This is a genomic window from Bacteroidales bacterium (assembly GCA_016707785.1).
In the GTDB taxonomy this organism is placed as follows: Bacteria; Bacteroidota; Bacteroidia; order Bacteroidales; family UBA4417; genus UBA4417.
In genome coordinates this window covers 141249-159134 of record JADJGZ010000002.1, presented here as the reverse complement: position 1 = coordinate 159134, position 17886 = coordinate 141249, and the positions used below count along the sequence as shown (strand labels likewise).

The window sequence follows — 17886 nt, the reverse complement described above, 5'->3', positions numbered from 1 at the left end:
CCAAAGAAAAAGAGCAGTCATAAATAGACAATCCACTTATTACCAAAGTTATGCCAAAGTAATTGAGAGGAGCCTTATAGTAGTGCATAGACATTTCGCGATAATCATAACAGGTTGATAAACAGATTTTAAATTAATTATACATTTTCGGGAACTCTAAAAGAAAAAAATTTATACTTCTCAGTTTTTTTGCCAGGAGAGAAAAAACTTTTACACTTTGTAAAGTATTCCTTCTTGTGAGGAGCAATTATCCATGGAATCTCATAAACCAATTTTGATATAAAGAAATATTTCATTGTTATTGCGGGAGATCTGAACAAGAGATATAGAATATTTGAAATACCATATCATCCTAAATAACTGAATAATAGGGATTTGTGGGAGGGGAATGATGGATAAGGCCAGGCTGGTTTTTTACTAAAATAGGGTTTCTTTACTGCTAATATTTATTAATAAATTAATGTTAACAATTTGAAAACAAAATTGAGATTGTAAACGTCTCTATTTATGCTTAATTTAGTAACTTGCATTTGGATTTTTTTTGATCCTGAAGTTAAGTTTAACTGTTGAAAATACTTCATCTATTCCGTTGCTATTTCATCTTGTATTCAGCCAAAGGCGGACAGATTTTAAGACACCCGGTATAGATGAATTCAAACATACACTGCTTCGAGCCAATGGCTTTTCTAAAAGGGTCCATTTGGCTCTTTGATACATTTTCATTAACACTCAGTATATTTCAAATAACAGCAAATCATTATATTAACCAAATTAACATGACATGAAAAATCAGAAACTCTCAATTCAATGGTTTTTGCTGCTTTTCCTGATCCTTTTGGGTTTTGGGATTAAGGCTCAATCACCAACTTACAATTGTCGGATTACTAATGCTGCGCAGGTTTCCTGCAATGTTTGGGAATTTGATGTTGTTCTTCAAAGAACCGGAACTACAGTTTTCAAGTTAGCCCAGTTTCAGATGGGTATTAACATGAATCCTGCTATTATTCCAAGTGGCGGTATCATTAATGTTTCGCCGGTTCCGGGAAGTTCTCAATTAAATGCCTCACAGCAACCAGGGCCTGAAAAATTCTCCTATGATGCAGTTAAGAATTGTATCATCGTAACACCAGTTGCCCCCCCGGGGTCAGCCGGTGCATCCACAATTTCCAACCTCCCGGCAGGAACCCGCTTAACCAGGATCAGGGTAGGTTGTAATCTTGCATTTAATACGGCATTAACCCCCGACCCTACCTGGTGCTGGACATTATCCCTGGGATATCAGACTAAAATGTTCGCATATGTTGGAGTAATCAACACTGATGTTACAGTTCAGGCTTCCCACAGTTATGTGGCTCCTTCAAATCCAACCTTAACCGGTGGTTTTCCGGATCCTATAGCTCAGACAGTTACTTCAGATGTTACTGAATATTGTAATCTTCCCGGACAAGGGGCTCAAATCTCATTGGCAAGTACAGAAGCCGGATATACCTATTACCTGTTTAGCAATGGAACCCCGGTTTCCGGCGCTGCAGGGGTAGTCTTCGGAACAGGCTCTGCCGCAACTTTCGGAGCAGTGGCTACCGGTGCTGTTATGTCGGTAAAGAGCCCATCCTGTACAGGATATGGTAGATATGCTGAATACAGTAAGTCTTTCCCCCGCAAATCCCGTTGTACCTTCTGTAACCATAACTGCATCACCTGCAACAGCTGTTCCTCCGGCAACATCTGTTACTTTTTCACCTACACCGGTAAATGGAGGAACTCCATCTTACCAATGGTTTGTTAATGGAGTGCCGGATTATGTCAATGGACTTGAAGCCACTTATACTTATACCCCAGTGAATGGTGATCAGGTATATTGTGAAATGTACCCCTCGCTTACTTGTGTTAGTCCACTTTTCGGAACATCAAACACCATTACAATGTTTGTTGGTACAATAGACCCGCCAACAGCATTCAATGTTACTGGTGGTGGTAATTATTGCCAGGGTGGAGCGGGAGTGCCTGTTGGATTGTTTGATAGTGAACTGAATGTTACCTATACATTGTTTTTGGATGGTGTAGCCCAAACGCCTACTGTAGCCGGTACCGGTTCAGCCATATCCTTTGGTAACCAGCTGGCTGGTGTTTATACTGTTTCAGGAACCAACCTGGGAGGCACTACTGTAATGACAGGTAGTGTTACAGTTGTAGAAGACCTGCCCGTTCCGGTAAGTGTTTCTATTTTGGAAAGTGCCAATCCAATTTGTGATGGAGGTTCGGTTACATTTACAGCCACTCCAACCAATGGCGGAACGGCTGCTTACCAGTGGTATGTTAACGCAAACCCCGTTGGAACCAATCTTGATACATATGCCTATACTCCAGCCAATAATGACCAGGTTTATGTCATTATGACCTCTGGATTAACATGTGTATCCGGAAGTCCGGCAACTTCCAATACCATCACTATGTCAGTAATAGCCATTACTCCCGTTAGTGTTGTAGTTGCTGCTGATCAAAATCCTGCCTGTGTTGGAAATACCGTGAATTTTACTGCAACCCCAACGAATGGTGGTGCTGCTCCCACATACCAGTGGTATGTGAACGGAATAGCAGCAGGAACAGGCCTGGATACCTATTCTTATGCACCCGCTGATGCTGATGAAGTTTATGTTGTCATGACCTCAAATTTTGGATCCTGCCTTAGTAATAATCCGGCAACTTCCAACACTGTAACTATGTCAATGAGTCCATCAGGTGTTGCCTCTGTGCTCATTGCCGCCAGCGAAAATCCAAGTTGCGACGGGTCTTCTGTAACCTTCACAGCAACTCCGTCATTCGGAGGTATCCCAACTTATCAGTGGTATGTTAATGCTACTCCTGTTGGTACTAACCTGGATACTTATTCCTATATTCCTTTAGCAGGTGACCAGGTTTATGTTGTTATGACTTCAAGCCTTACTTGTGCTTCCGGAAGTCCGGCAACATCCAATACTATCACCATGGCAACCACTGCCCCTGTTACTGTAAGTGTTACCATTGCAGCATCAGAAAACCCCTCTTGCGCAGGTGCTTCTGTTACCTTTACGGCAACCCCGGTAAACGGTGGAACAACACCCACCTATCAATGGTATGTGAATTCAATAGCTGTTGGAACCAACCTTGACACATACAGCTATGTACCGGCAAACAATGATCAGGTATATGTAGAAATTACGACAAGTCTGACATGTGTAGTTGCTGCCACTGCTAATTCAAATACAATTACAATGGGCGTGCTTCCATTGGTACCATTAAGTGTTACCATTGGTGAATCTGCAAACTCAGTATGTGCCGGAACCTCTGTTTTATTTACAGCCATAATAGGAGGAGGGGGCACAAAAGCTCCATCTGACTATTCTTATCAATGGTATGTGAACGGAACAACAGTTGGCATCAACCAGGATACATATTCATATGCTCCGGCCAATAATGATGAGGTTTATGTAATAGTAACTTCTTCCATTCCCTGTGCTACAGGTACCCCGGCAACTTCCAATACTATTACCATGACGGTAATTGCTATTGAACCTGTAAGTGTAAGTATTTTACCTTCTGCAAATCCTGTATGCGCGGGATCAGATGTAACATTAACTGCTACCCCTGTTAATGGAGGAGTTCCTGCTTACCAATGGTATCTTAATGGATCACCAACAGGAACAGGTTTGGCAACATATACCTATACACCAACTGATAATGACCAGGTATATGTAATAATGACTTCTGATCTTCCCTGTACCTCAGGAAATCCAGCAACATCAAATACAGTTATTATTGCAGTCAGTTCCTCAGTAGTTGCATCAGTTACAATAAATCCTGATGCCAATCCGGTTTGTGCCGGAACTCCGGTAACCTATACTGCAACACCGACCAATGGTGGTACTCCTTCATACCAGTGGTATTTGAATTCAAATCCTGTTGGACTTAATCAGGATACATATAATTTCACCCCTGTAAATAATGATCAGGTATATGTTGTAATGACCTCAAGTATAGGTTGTGCAACAGGTAGCCCTGCATCCTCAGCTGTTTCAACAATGGGGGTAAATGCATTGCCGGTTCCGGGAATAGCAGGCCCAGTTTCGGTTTGTGCTACAGGAACAGGAAATGTTTATTCTACTGAAGCGGGAATGACCGGTTATACCTGGTCAATTTCAGCCGGTGGTACAATCACAGCCGGTGGTACAACAACTGATAACACCGTAACTGTTACATGGAACGTAGCTGGTCCTCAGACCGTCAGTGTTAGCTATACTGATGCCAACTCATGTGTTGCTGCAGTTCCATCCATTTACAACGTTACAGTTAATCCTTTACCTGTACCTGTTATCACTGGTTCTGCTTCTGTTTGTTTAAACAGCACAACAGTTTATTCAACTGAAGCCGGAATGACTGGTTACAGCTGGGTAGTATCTGCAGGGGGTACCATTACTGCCGGAGGCACAGCCACCGACAATACTGTTACCATTAACTGGACTGCTTTAGGTGCTCAAACAGTTAGTGTTGGTTATACAAATGGTAATTCTTGTACATCTGCATTACCAACAGTATACAATGTTACTGTAAACGCTCTTCCAGTGCCTACGATCAGTGGTTTGGCATCAGTTTGTGCTAGCGGAACCGCTATTTACACTACAGAAGCAGGTATGACAGGCTACACCTGGAATATATCAGCAGGTGGTACCATCACAGCCGGCGCTGGCACCAATGCCATCACAGTAACCTGGAATACAGCAGGTGCCCAGACGGTAAGTGTGAACTATACCAATGCAAACAGCTGTACAGCACCTTCTGCAACCGTTTATAATGTAACGGTGAATGCTTTACCAGTACCTACTATTACAGGCCCATCGCCCGTTTGTGCTTCAAGCACCGGTAATGTATACACCACCGAAGCAGGTATGACAGGTTACACCTGGACTGTATCAGCAGGCGGAACCATCACTGCCGGAGCAGGCACTGATGCTATTACAGTAACCTGGAATACAGCCGGAGCCCAGACCGTAAGTGTAAATTACACCAATGGTAATTCCTGTACAGCAGCAAGTGCTACTGTTAAGAATGTAACCGTTAATGCACAACCTGTACCAACGATCACAGGCACCACACCAGCAGGTGTTGGAACATCGCATGTTTATACCACAGAAGCCGGTATGACCAACTATGTATGGACTGTTTCAGCCGGTGGAACCATTACAGCCGGTGGAACAAGCACCAGCAATACCGTCACCATCCTTTGGAATATAGCAGGAGCAGAAACAGTAACTGTCAACTATAACAATGCCAATGGTTGTAATGCCACAACGGCTACTTCCTATCCTGTCACCGTTATATCCATTCCTCCAACTGCCGGTTCCATCACAGGAACATCAACAGTATGTCAGGGTACTATGGGTGTAGCTTACAGTGTAGCTCCAATTCCTAATGCAACAGGCTATGTATGGAATCTGCCAGCCGGTGCAACCATTGCAACCGGTGCCAATACCAACAGCATCACAGTTGATTTTGGATATACAGCAGTATCAGGAAATATCACTGTTTATGGAACCAATATCTATGGTAATGGTGGCTTGTCACCAGCATATGCAGTGACAGTAAATGCAGCTCCTGTACCAACGATCAGCGGCCCTGCTTCGATCTGTTCTTCAGCAACCGGTAATGTTTATACAACCCAGGCCGGTATGACCGCCTATGTATGGGCCGTATCAGCCGGAGGTACTATCACAGCCGGAGGTACAGCAACGGATAATACCGTAACAGTAAGCTGGACCGGATCAGGTGCACAGACCGTAAGTGTATCTTACACCAATGGTAACGGATGTACAGCAGCCACACCTACCGTTTACAATGTAAGCGTAGGCGCTTTACCTGTACCAACCATTACCGGAGACAATGCAGTTTGTGAAGATTCAGATTATTACACCTATACTACCGAACCAGGAATGACCAATTATGTATGGGCTATGAGTCCGGGCAGTGGTACCATGACCTGGGTAACCGGCAGCAATGAAGTAATGATTTTCTGGACTACTTCGGGGGCGAAATTCGTAAGTGTAAGCTATACCAATGCCTCAGGATGCAGCGCAGCAGCACCAACCGTATTTAATGTAACGGTAAGTCCGGTGCCATCAGCAGCAGGAACTATCACCGGAACCACTACCCTATGCCAGGGTACCTCAGGTGTGACCTATACCACCACAGCTATCAGCGGTGCTACTTACAGCTGGACTGTTCCTACGGGAGCAACCATTGTAACAGGAGCTACAACCACCAGCATAACGGTGGACTATGGCAGTACAGCAGTATCAGGGCTTGTAACAGTAGCTGGCAGCAATGCCTGCGGACTGGGCACATCCTCTTCCCTGTCAGTAACTGTTAACCCGATACCAGCTACCCCAACCATTACCCGCGTGGGTTATATCCTGACCAGCAGCTCACCTGCAGGCAACCAGTGGTATAAAGATGGTGTTCTGATCACCGGAGCAACAGCACAGACCTATGAAGTTTTGGAGACAGGCACCTATTCAGTGGTTGTAACGCTGAGCGGATGTACTTCAGAAAGTTCAGAAGGACTCCTGGTTGTATACACCGTAGGGGTGAATGAACTGGTAAAACTGCAGAAAGTGGAAGTTTATCCAAACCCCAATGATGGACAATTCACACTGGGAGTAACCAGCTCATCGAGAGAGATGTTCGACATCCGCATCATGAGTAACCTGGGTGTGGTTGTTTATGAAAGAAAGGGCGTTGAAGTAGACGGAAGCCTCAAACAGGAAATTGACCTTTCCAGGATGCCTAAGGGTATTTATTCAGTGGTACTGCTCAGCGGTAACACTCAAATCATCCGCAAGGTAGTTATCAACTAAAGGGCTTAAAACCCCGGTTTATGCAAAGGCTGCCTTAAATGGGCAGCCTTTGTCTTTTTAATCTGAAACATAACTTAGTAATTGATCTCAAGAGTTAAAGTCATTTAATATCGTTTGATCAGTTTTGAAAAGACGGAAAGTATCCAAAACTTCTGGTTACGGAATATAGATCCAGGGTTTGTCCAATGTTTTATACTATGAGAAACAATCTAAAATTAATGTTATTAGCTTTTTTTGGATTCCAGAAGCCTGCCCGAATGACTGTGACTGTGATGATACTTTACTAATCTCATTGAAATTTCGGATAGGTGGGTCAGGATTCATATTTCATAATGGCCTGACTATAAGCATTTAATAATTAAATCACTATTCAGGATTCTCCCGAAGGGAAGCCTTTGGCTTGGCTTCTTCGGGGAATAGCTTCTTTAGACAATCTCTTAGCATTTAAAATCCAATAAGAGCCACTTGATCAATTGTATAATAAAAAGAAGGGTAAAATTCTATGGAATCTTACCCTTCTTTTGAAAATTGTCATATTAGCAAAATGCTAATACCTTTTTAAAACTTAGATCCTGTTGCAGATGATTTTTTAGCTACAATGTACATATCTACAGAACAATTGAAAGTTTGCCCATCAGAAATCTGAAACTCTGTAAGACTTGGACTTCCAAGGCCCCCTGAACCATACCAGCCAACATAATCGGTAAACGACCAGGTACCACTATTATCAATATCTTTCCATACGTCCAGGTAATAGTTACCAGGGTTGACATTTGTAAGTGTGAAGGATACACTTGCACCTGATCCTGTAACTGCTCCGAATTTGATGGGTTGGTTATTCAGCCAATTATCATAGGAGGTATAGATACTAACTTTGGAATTTGATAAATCTCCGGAAGTTCCTGCCGGGAATCTGGCTGTGCCAGTAATTTGAGTAACAGGTTGCAGAACGGTAAGGGCTCCGTTTCCAGTGGCCTGATTACCATTTCCATCAGAAACAGTAACAGTAATTGAGTGGGCTCCTTGTGCAGACGGAGCTGTCCATGATACGCTAGGCCCGGTTCCTGTAATAGCTCCACCGGTCACGGAATAAGAATAAGTAAGAGCATCACCTTCAGGATCAGAAGCAGCAACGGAAACAGAGACAATACCATTTGCGTTGACGGTACCTGGGTTTACTAGGACTGAAGTAATTGATGGAGCTTTATTTGTCTCTTCTTTTTTACAGGAGGAGAAAAAAGTGATTCCAATTCCCAGGGTTAATAAAAGTAAAAGGGGTAAGGTTTTCATTTTCATGAGAGTGAATTTAGGTTAATAACTGGTTTTAAGGTGGTTATAAATAATTGAACTTGGTTAACAGGTTCGTAAAATATTAAATAATCTAGCAATCTCCTCCTTTGAGCAAATATAAGGACACTTTAAAAAAAAACCATAAATTCATGATTGTTTTTTGTAAACTCTTCTGAATATTATGGTTATACCGAGGCTTAAAACTGGATAGTATACAGCGAAATTTGACCACAGTAGTGATTTCGCTGACTTCGATTGGATCAAATGCAAGTACTTCCAAAGATAAATGGAGATTTGAAACATTTATCATTTCTTCAAAGCAATTCCTGATTCTATAGTTATAAAGTATCTGTTTTGAATCAACCGGGACAGACCGTTGATCATCATAGCTTTAGTGAAAAAATGGAAATGTGCACTTTTTACGCTAAGTATTAAATCAGAATGCCTGAATGAAGGTAAAATATGCTCCAAATTATTGGTATTAAAGGGGAAGCGAATCGATGGATTTTAAGCATGGGATTTTAGGCTACACCTGATTTTTGAAGAATAACTCTAAGCCTGTTCTGAACCATCCGATTTTAGGTATAATTTCTATAATCATACTTCACTTTGTCAAATGATTATACTGTCTTTTTTCTGCATTGAAAGCTGCTTGTAGTAAAGAAATCAATGAGTTATCCATTTGAAATACTTAGGGTAACATCAAATTTTCATAAGGATGAGATAATATAGTATTACTATTCCGCAGTATCCACGTCTAAATTTGAGTAATTAAAAAGAAAAGCTATGCAAAAAAAATTACTCAGAGTAATCGCCTTAGTATGTCTTTCTCTAATCTCCTTATTACAAGTTAGTTATGCCCAACAAGCAACAACTATTTCAGGGACTGTATATGGGGAAGACAATGTGACTTTGCCCGGTGCTACCATCAAAATTCCTGGTACCACCATTGGCACATCGACCGATGTAAATGGTAAGTTCTCACTTCAGGTTCCGGCAACTGCCAAAACTATAGAAGTGTCCTTCGTTGGAATGAAGGTACAGCAACTTCCTGTCACTTCCGGTACAATGAAGATTTATTTAAAGTCGGATGTCAAGCAGTTGGATGAACTGGTTGTTATCGGTTATGGAACAGTGAAAAGAGCAGAGGTTACCTCATCCATTTCATCTGTAAATCAAAAAGAACTTAAAAACCTTCATGTTACCGGGGTTGACCAGGCCATGCAGGGCAAACTTGCCGGGGTTACTGTTACCAATAACAGTGGTCAGCCAGGTGGAGGTGTTGCTTTAAGGGTTAGGGGATTTACTACAATAAATAGTAATGACCCTCTCATTGTAATTGATGGAGTGCCATTCACAACAAATACCGTTTCCAGTTCCGGTTATGACGGACTTGGTGGTGGACGTGGACAGACAGGAAATAGTTTCCTGGCTAATATCAATCCCAATGATATCGAATCTATAGATGTTTTAAAAGATGCATCAGCACAAGCTATTTACGGATCACAAGCTGCCAATGGGGTCATCATGATCACTACAAAGAAAGGTAAAGCTGCAGATGGAAAGGTTACATATGATGGCAGTTTTGGAGTCTCACAGATTGTAAACAGGCTGGATGTAATGAATCTTAGTCAGTTTGCCCAATACCAGAATGAAATTCTGACTGAAACAAATCAAACTCCAACACCTGAATTTGCTGATCCAACCATCCTTGGTGAAGGGACAAATTGGCAGGAAGCTATTTTCAGGAATGGGTTATCAAGGAATCATTCTCTGAGTTTTTCCGGAGCAAAGGATAAGACCTCTTATTATGCTTCAGCAGGGTATCTCGACCAAACAGGAACCATTGAAGGTTCAGATTATAAAAGGTATTCAACTCGTTTCAACCTTGATCACCAGGTTAAGAGTTGGTTAAATTTTGGTACCAGTGCCAATATCATGAGAAGTATTCAAAATGTTGCACTTGCTGATAATGCTCCTTCGGGATCGATTTGGCTTGCTTGTATTCAAAATCCTTTAACACCGGTTAAAAATCTGGATGGCACATGGGGTGGAGGACAAACAGTAGGTGGACAGCAATATCTTCAGGAAAACCCTGTTGCTAATGCAAGAAGCCGTGGAAATGAGGTTGTTCAGAACCAGATTTTTGGTAACATCTACGCTGATATCAAATTTTTGAAGGATTTCTCATTCCGTAACGAAGTATCCTATACTATCGGAAATCGCAATAACAAAGCTTATCAGCTTGGAGTTGATGTTGGATCCCGCGAGTTGCAAAGTAAACTGATTGATAGCCGTAATAACAGCTATTATTATGCTTTGAGAAACTATCTCAATTACAATAAATCTGTGGGTAAACACTCCTTTGGAGCCACAGTCGGTCATGAAGCCCAGTATTCCTATTGGGAACAGGTATCCGGGACCAAACTCGACCTTACCAATAATATCATCGACCTGAATGCCGGTAGCACTACTCAAACTACCTGGGAATTAAATGGAGGCAAAGGTGATTGGGCGATGGAATCCTATTTTGCACGCGCTATGTATATGTTCGATAATCGTTATTCATTATCGGTTAGCTACAGAGGTGATGCATCATCCAACTTCGGACCAAACAACAAATGGGGTTATTTCCCTGGCATTTCTTTAGGCTGGACTGCCAGTAATGAAAGTTTCTTCGAACCTATTAAAGGTGTATTCACATATCTTAAGGTACGCTTAGGTTATGGTGGCGTAGGGAATCAAAACCTTCCCAGTGGTGCACCCAATCCTCCTTATACCTCACTTATCAGTATATGGCCAGGACCAGCAGGATTTGGGTCAGTTAATGGTTATGCAACCAACTACCTTTATGGAATTGCAAATCCAGACCTGAGCTGGGAAAAGGTTATAACTTCCAATATCGGTTTTGACATGAGTTTTCTGAAAGAACGTATCGACCTTACCGTTGAACTCTACAAGAAAACGACTTCAAATATGTTACTCTTCACAACAGGTCCTACCTTCCTGGGCATCGGTTCAGCATGGAATGACCTGAAAGCCCCGATAGGAAATGTAGGTAAAATGACCAATAAGGGGGTAGATCTAAGCCTGACAACTCAAAACTTTATTAAAGGTGATTTCAATTGGTCTACAACACTCATTTTCTCAAAATACAAAAACACCCTTGATAAACTGTTGAATGAAAGTTCATCACTTACCGGATCTGTGTATTACACTGGTTATAATATCACTTACACCGCTCCAGGTCATCCGGTTGGATCTTTCTACGGACTGGTTTCAGATGGTATTATCCGGACACAGGACGAACTTGATGCATCACTACCACAGTTTGGCTATTCAAAAGATGAAACCCATACATGGTTAGGTGATGTCCGTTATAAGGATATTAATGGAAAGGATGAAAACGGAAAACTAACCGGAGAAGCGGATGGAATTATTGATGAAGCTGACATGACTTACATCGGCAGCCCGATTCCTGATTTTACCTTTGGTTTCACAAATACCCTTTCCTATAAGAATTTTGATATGTCAATCTTCATACAGGGAAGCCAGGGTGCTGAGATCTTCAATTTCCTCAAATGGCAGTTGGAAAAAATGGATAATACTACCAATAATCAACTTGCTTCAGTGCTTGACAGGTATACTGCTACCAATACCGATGGAAATCTGCCCCGGTTCACTACAACAAACTCCAATAATAGCTATATGTCCGACAGGTATATTGAAGACGGATCCTATGTTCGTATTCAGAACCTGACCATTGGATACAGACTCCCGGTAAATATCATCAGGCATGTTAAGATGACCAATCTGAGAGTTTATGCTTCTGCCCAGAACCTGTATACCTTTACTAAATACACAGGTTATGATCCGGAAATTGGATCGTACGATAATGGCATTCTCCTGATGAATGTGGACCAGGGACATTACCCCAATCCACGGACTTTCACATTTGGTGTTAATGTCGAGTTCTGATAGCTACTCCTTGGTTAAACCTTAAATCGTAAAGAAAATGAAGCGTAAATTAATATATATCTTTCTTGTACTGGTGTTTGGAGTGGTATCCTGTTCAAAGGATTTTACCGAAAAGACGTCCCTGACCAGTGTTTCTATTGACAACTCTTACAATACGGCGGATGAGGTGCGGGCAACCACCAGCACATTATATTCGGGATTACCATGGGCGGGATTTATGAGCCGCGGATTAGATGATATCGGTGATGTTATGGCAGGAAACTCTCATAGCTATGAAGGGAATGGAGATTACCGCGCATTCGTGGAATTCTCGCAATCAGCAGCCACACCATTGGTTCAGTATTGCTGGACATCCTTTTACAAAGTAGGAGGTTGGGCTGCATCCTTCCTGCGTGCATTCGAAATGAAAAAGACGCTGGGTGGAGATCCTGAAATCCTTGATCCGGCAATTGCCGAATGCCGTTTTATGCTTGGTGTTACCTATTTTTATATAGGACGTGCTTTTGGAGATGCTCCTATCATCGATGATCCGGGTAAAATTGCTCTTGAAGGTGACTATAATCTCCCTAAGTATTATAAGGAAGATGTGCTGAAATATGCCATCGAACAAATGACACTTGCAGAGAAAGACCTTCCTGAAACAGATGTACCGGGCCGTGTAACTAAATCTTCAGCTAAAGCATACCTGGCTAAGATGTACCTCTATGTAAAGGATTACACAAATGCTGCTATTAAAGCCAATGAAGTAATCGGTTCAGGTAAATATGACCTGGTTTCTTCTGAAAGTTATGCTACAATGTTCAATAGCAGCACCATGAATAACAATATTGAATCGATTTTCTCCATTCAATACCAGTTGACAGGCAATCCATGGGGTGCCGGAAACCAACTGCAGTGCGACCGCGGACCGAGTAATCTTAATACTTCGGAATCGAGTATGTGGGAACTTTTCAGGCCATCAATAGATTTTGTAAGAAATGCCTTTGAAACCGGTGATGTTCGTCGTGCCGCAACCATTATGGAGCATGGGTGGTCAAAGCCAGATTGGAAGCCACAAACTGCTGATCCTGCTTACAACGAATTTATGGCCAATGGTTATAAATATGATACCGTTACTACCAGTCCTGCAAAAGCAGGTAGTGCTACCGGTGCAAATATTGCCAAGTATGTTGTTGGTCCGGGTATGTCCTATGGTGGTGAACAGGTTCTGGGAATGAATACCGGGCAGAATTTCATGATGATGCGTTTCTCAGATGTTTTGTTGATTTATGCTGAAGCTATTCTGGCCGGGAATGCATCAACAAGCGACGGTGCTGCTCTTGATGCTTTCAACCGTGTACGCACCCGTGCCGGACTTCCTTCAAAATCTTCTATAACCCTTGATGAAATTATGCGTGAACGTCGCGTGGAATTCGCATTTGAAGGTGATTATTGGTATGATATTCAACGCCAGGGATTTGCTAAAGCAAAACAAATTATCGAAGCCCAGGATCGTGGAACAGTTACCACCCCACTTCATGTTACTTTCACCGAAAACTATATGCACTTGCCTATTCCAGCCAGTGAAATCCTTCAGGATCCTGAATTAGCAAAAGATCCCATTCACTATTATGGTGGCAAATAATCACTTAATCCAATGAATATGAAAAAGACAACAACATATTTTATCATTCTTCCTGCCCTGCTACTTTCAGTTGCTTTGATTTTCAGCAGCTGCAAGAAAGACACCGATGGCAGTCCAGAAGCGAATCCCGGAAATCCGGTATTCCAAAGTGTATCTCCTACTGAAGCTCCCGGAGGAACGGTTGTGACAGTTTCCGGAACAGGCCTTGGAGATATCCGAAGCATTGTTTTCAGTAATAATGAAGTACCTGCCGGGGTTACATCCACCCTCAATACAGATACTCATATCCTTTTCAGGGTGCCGGATACTGCCTATGGTGGAAATCAGAATATTGTCATCACCAATAGTGAAGGGAAATCCATTACTGTTCCCTTTAAGGTAATTGCACTTCCTATTGTTTCAACTGCATGGCCAGGTGATTTCCAGGCTGGATCTACTGTCACTCTTACCGGAAATAACCTGGATGATGTTACAGATGTTGTAATTGATGGAACTTCTGATGCTGCTACCATCATTTCGAAAGAACGTAAGAAACTTGTAATCCAGATGCCGGCTTCCGATGTAATCAATGGGAAACTGAAGATTACAAATTTATCAGGTACATCTGTAACGACACAGGTATTCATTAATGTGGATAAAGCTGTTCAGGTATTCACCGATGAACTAAAGAATGGATTCGAGAGTTGGTCGTGGGGTGGCGTATATGAAGCTTCTGCTGAAGCTTTTGTTACTGGAACCAAATCAATGAAAGCCGCATACGATGCCGGCGGTTGGGGTGGCCTTCAGATGGGAAATCCCGGATCTGTTGATGCATCTGCCTGTCGTTATTTAACCTTCTGGGCTAAAGGTGCTGATGTAGATTTTGATGTTCAGGTTACAGTGAACTGGGGGCCATGGTATGTATTTACTGTTCCCGCAAATACCTGGACTTACTTTAAAGTCGATCTGCTAACTGCCGGTTGGTCTGGTTTGAATGCTGTCAACAATGTAACATTCCAGATCATGGGAGCAGAAAAGACCTTCTATTTTGATAACATAATGTTTATCAAAGAGTAACTTGATGAAAAAGCTTTCTCAGGTGGTTGTTATGACTGATTATTTGAGATTGGTACCTTGAGGTTGAGGTTTATTTGACGAAAAACCGGTGGGAAATATCTGGTTAATATTTCCTTACCGGTTTTTCTTTAAAAGGAATTCGAACAATAACTTTACAATTCTTAAACAGGCGCTCTTTATACTGAAATATCATGAAAATTAAAACTCTTACCGGAATGATTATGGTTTCTGCAATCATTCTAATTTTATCATGCCAGTTTAAACCCTATGAAATTACCGGAAACGGTGTATTGGTTAAAATAAGGAAAACCGATAAAAAACAAGGGTTTCAAATGAAACTTGAAGTGGTTTCTGATCAGATCATTCATGTTAAAGCGGTTCCCGGCAATAGTTTCTCCGACCGTGAAAGCCTGATGATTCTTGCTGATTCAATAAAAACAGTTCCCTTTCAATGTACAAAGGAAGGTAATGAGCTGCTACTCGAAACCAAAGCACTCATCGCTAAAGTGAATCTTACTACAGGAGAAATAATTTATACTGATACAAGCGGCAAAGTAATACTTGCTGAAAAACAGGGCGGTGGAAAATCATTTAATCCTGTTACAGTTCAGGAAGATGAGGGATATTCAATCGGACAGGTATTTGAATCGCCCGAAAATGAGGCACTTTATGGTTTAGGTGAAAACCAGACCGGTTTCCTGAATCTGAAAGGCAAGGATGCTGAGTTGTTTCAATACAATTCCGTTGCGGTTGTTCCATTTATTGTTTCTTCTCAAAACTATGGAATTCTATGGGACAATAACAGCAGGACCTGGTTTGGCGATACCCGTGAATTCGAAGAATTATCCACTTTAAAATTATATGATAAATCTGGTTCAGAAGGACATCTTACTGCCACCTATAAACAGAAAAAGGATAGCTCGAAAATCATAATAAGCAGGACTGAAAAGGAAATCTCCTACCAGTTTATAAAGGATTTAATAAAATTCCCCGAAGGCCTTGTTCTGGGCGATGCCCTGATTGAATGGGAAGGCGATATTGAAGCAGATATAACAGGTGAACACAAATTCATGTTTACGTCTGCCGGATACGCAAAACTTTGGTTTGACAATAAGCTGATTCTCGATCGCTGGCGTCAGTGCTGGAATACGGTGAGTACCCGTTTCACACTACCTCTTGAAGCAGGGAAAAAACATCATCTGAAAGTGGAATGGATTCCTGATGGAAATGAGTCTTATATCGCCTTAAAACATTTAACTCCTCAGCCTGCAGTTGAACAGAACAGGATCAGTTTAACCTCTGAAATTGGTGATCAGATCGATTACTATTTTATGGCTGGTAAAAATGCTGATGAAGTTATCCATCATTACCGCACACTAACCGGGAAAGCTCCCATCATGCCTAAATGGGCGATGGGTTACTGGCAGAGCCGTGAAAGATATAAAACACAGGATGAGATTCTTGAAACCATGCGCGAATTCCGGAAAAGAAATATTCCAATCGACAACATAGTCCTGGATTGGTTCTACTGGAAGGCGGACCGCTGGGGTGACCATGAGTTTGACCCTACCCGCTTCCCCGATCCTGATAAAATGATAAAAACCCTGCATGACTCCCTGAATGCTCATTTTATGATTTCTGTATGGCCTAAATTCTATAAAGGGACTTCCAACTATGCCGAGATGGAAAAGAATGGCTGGCTTTACATGAAAAACATAAACAATAACCAGAAAGACTGGGTCGGCTATGTTTCAACCTTCTATGATGCCTTTAATGCTCAAGCCAGGGAAACCTACTGGAAAGACGTGAATAAAAAGCTTTTCAGCAAAGGAGTTGATGCCTGGTGGATGGATGCAACAGAGCCTGATATTCATTCTAATTTATCCATTCCTGAGCGACAGGATATGATGCATCCTACAGCATTGGGATCCGGAGCCCGTTATTTTAATGCCTATCCCCTTGTTCATGCCTCAGGAGTTTACGATGGACAGAGGAAGGAGAATCCTTCTCAGAGGGTGTTCATCCTTACACGGTCAGCATTTGCAGGGATGCAAAGGTATGCAGCCTCTACCTGGAGCGGTGATATTGCAGCCAGCTGGACCGATATGAAAGGACAAATCCCTGCAGGTCTGAATTTCAGTATCTCCGGTTTACCCTATTGGACCATGGATATTGGGGGCTTTGCTGTGGAAAACAGGTATTATGATGCCAAAGGAGAAACCCTTGAAGAGTGGAGGGAACAAATGTGCCGCTGGCATCAGTTCGGGGCCTTCTGCCCGCTATTCAGGTCGCATGGACAATATCCTTTCAGGGAAGTTTTCAACCTGGCACCTGAAACACATCCGGTTTACAAAGCTATCGTTGATGCCAATAAAATCCGCTATAGGTTAATGCCCTATATTTATACAATTGCTGCAGAAACCTATTTCAGCGACTACACGATGATGCGCCCGTTAATCATGGATTTTCCAAATGATTCTAGAAGCTTTAATATTGATGATCAGTTTATGTTTGGTCCTCATTTACTGATCTGCCCGGTTACTGAGTATAAGGCTAGAAGCAGGGAAGTTTACCTGCCTGAAGGTACAGGATGGTTTAATTTATTTACAGGCAAATTCAGTGAAGGGGGAAATACCATCCTGGCCGATGCACCGCTCAGTAACATACCGGTTTATATTAAGGAAGGTTCCGTTTTGCCCTGGGGCCCGGAGATTCAATATGCGATGGAAGATACTGATCAGCCCCTGACTATATGCATCTTTGCCGGGAAGAATGGGAGTTTTACTCTATATGAAGATGAAGGCGTGAATTATCAATATGAAAAGGGGCATTATTCCAAAATCAAATTCAGCTATGATGATGCCGGCAGAAAACTGCAGATTGATAAACGCGAAGGTAGTTTCCCCGGAATGAAGACAAACAGGAAGTTTAACCTGGTGATCATTGATAAGAATAAGCCCACATCGCTTTTCCCGGAGCCTAAACCATTGAAAACCATAGAATATTCAGGAGAAGCTATGAACATACAGTTATAGTGATGTTATCAAAGAT

At 42.0% G+C, this 17886-nt stretch carries 6 protein-coding genes; 5 read left to right on the top strand and 1 reads right to left on the bottom strand.

Features of this window, described 5'->3' with window-relative positions; genetic code table 11:
- The first annotated feature begins 1622 nt into the window (after positions 1–1622).
- A complete protein-coding gene (locus IPH84_02400) occupies positions 1623–6887 on the top strand; it encodes a T9SS type A sorting domain-containing protein (protein MBK7172092.1) in 5265 nt (1754 codons plus the stop codon).
- Positions 6888–7445: 558 nt separating this feature from the next.
- Here IPH84_02400 and IPH84_02395 read toward each other — a convergent pair.
- Positions 7446–8177: a hypothetical protein gene (locus IPH84_02395; protein MBK7172091.1), complete on the bottom strand. Its 732-nt coding sequence runs from the start codon at positions 8175–8177 to the stop codon at positions 7446–7448.
- 786 nt (positions 8178–8963) lie between these two features.
- Between IPH84_02395 and IPH84_02390 the strand changes: the two genes are divergently transcribed.
- From IPH84_02390 to IPH84_02375, 4 genes are all read left to right on the top strand, one after another.
- Complete coding sequence (locus IPH84_02390) at positions 8964–12155, top strand: TonB-dependent receptor (protein ID MBK7172090.1); 3192 nt, start codon at positions 8964–8966, stop codon at positions 12153–12155.
- Between the two features lie 37 nt (positions 12156–12192).
- Complete coding sequence (locus tag IPH84_02385; protein MBK7172089.1) at positions 12193–13779, top strand: RagB/SusD family nutrient uptake outer membrane protein; 1587 nt, start codon at positions 12193–12195, stop codon at positions 13777–13779.
- An 18-nt stretch (positions 13780–13797) separates the two neighbouring features.
- Entirely contained in the window at positions 13798–14835 is a 1038-nt protein-coding gene (locus tag IPH84_02380; GenBank protein ID MBK7172088.1) for an IPT/TIG domain-containing protein, read from the top strand.
- Positions 14836–15050: 215 nt separating this feature from the next.
- On the top strand, positions 15051–17870 hold the full coding sequence (locus IPH84_02375) for a DUF5110 domain-containing protein (GenBank protein MBK7172087.1): 2820 nt from the start codon (positions 15051–15053) through the stop codon (positions 17868–17870).
- The last annotated feature ends 16 nt before the right edge of the window (positions 17871–17886 follow it).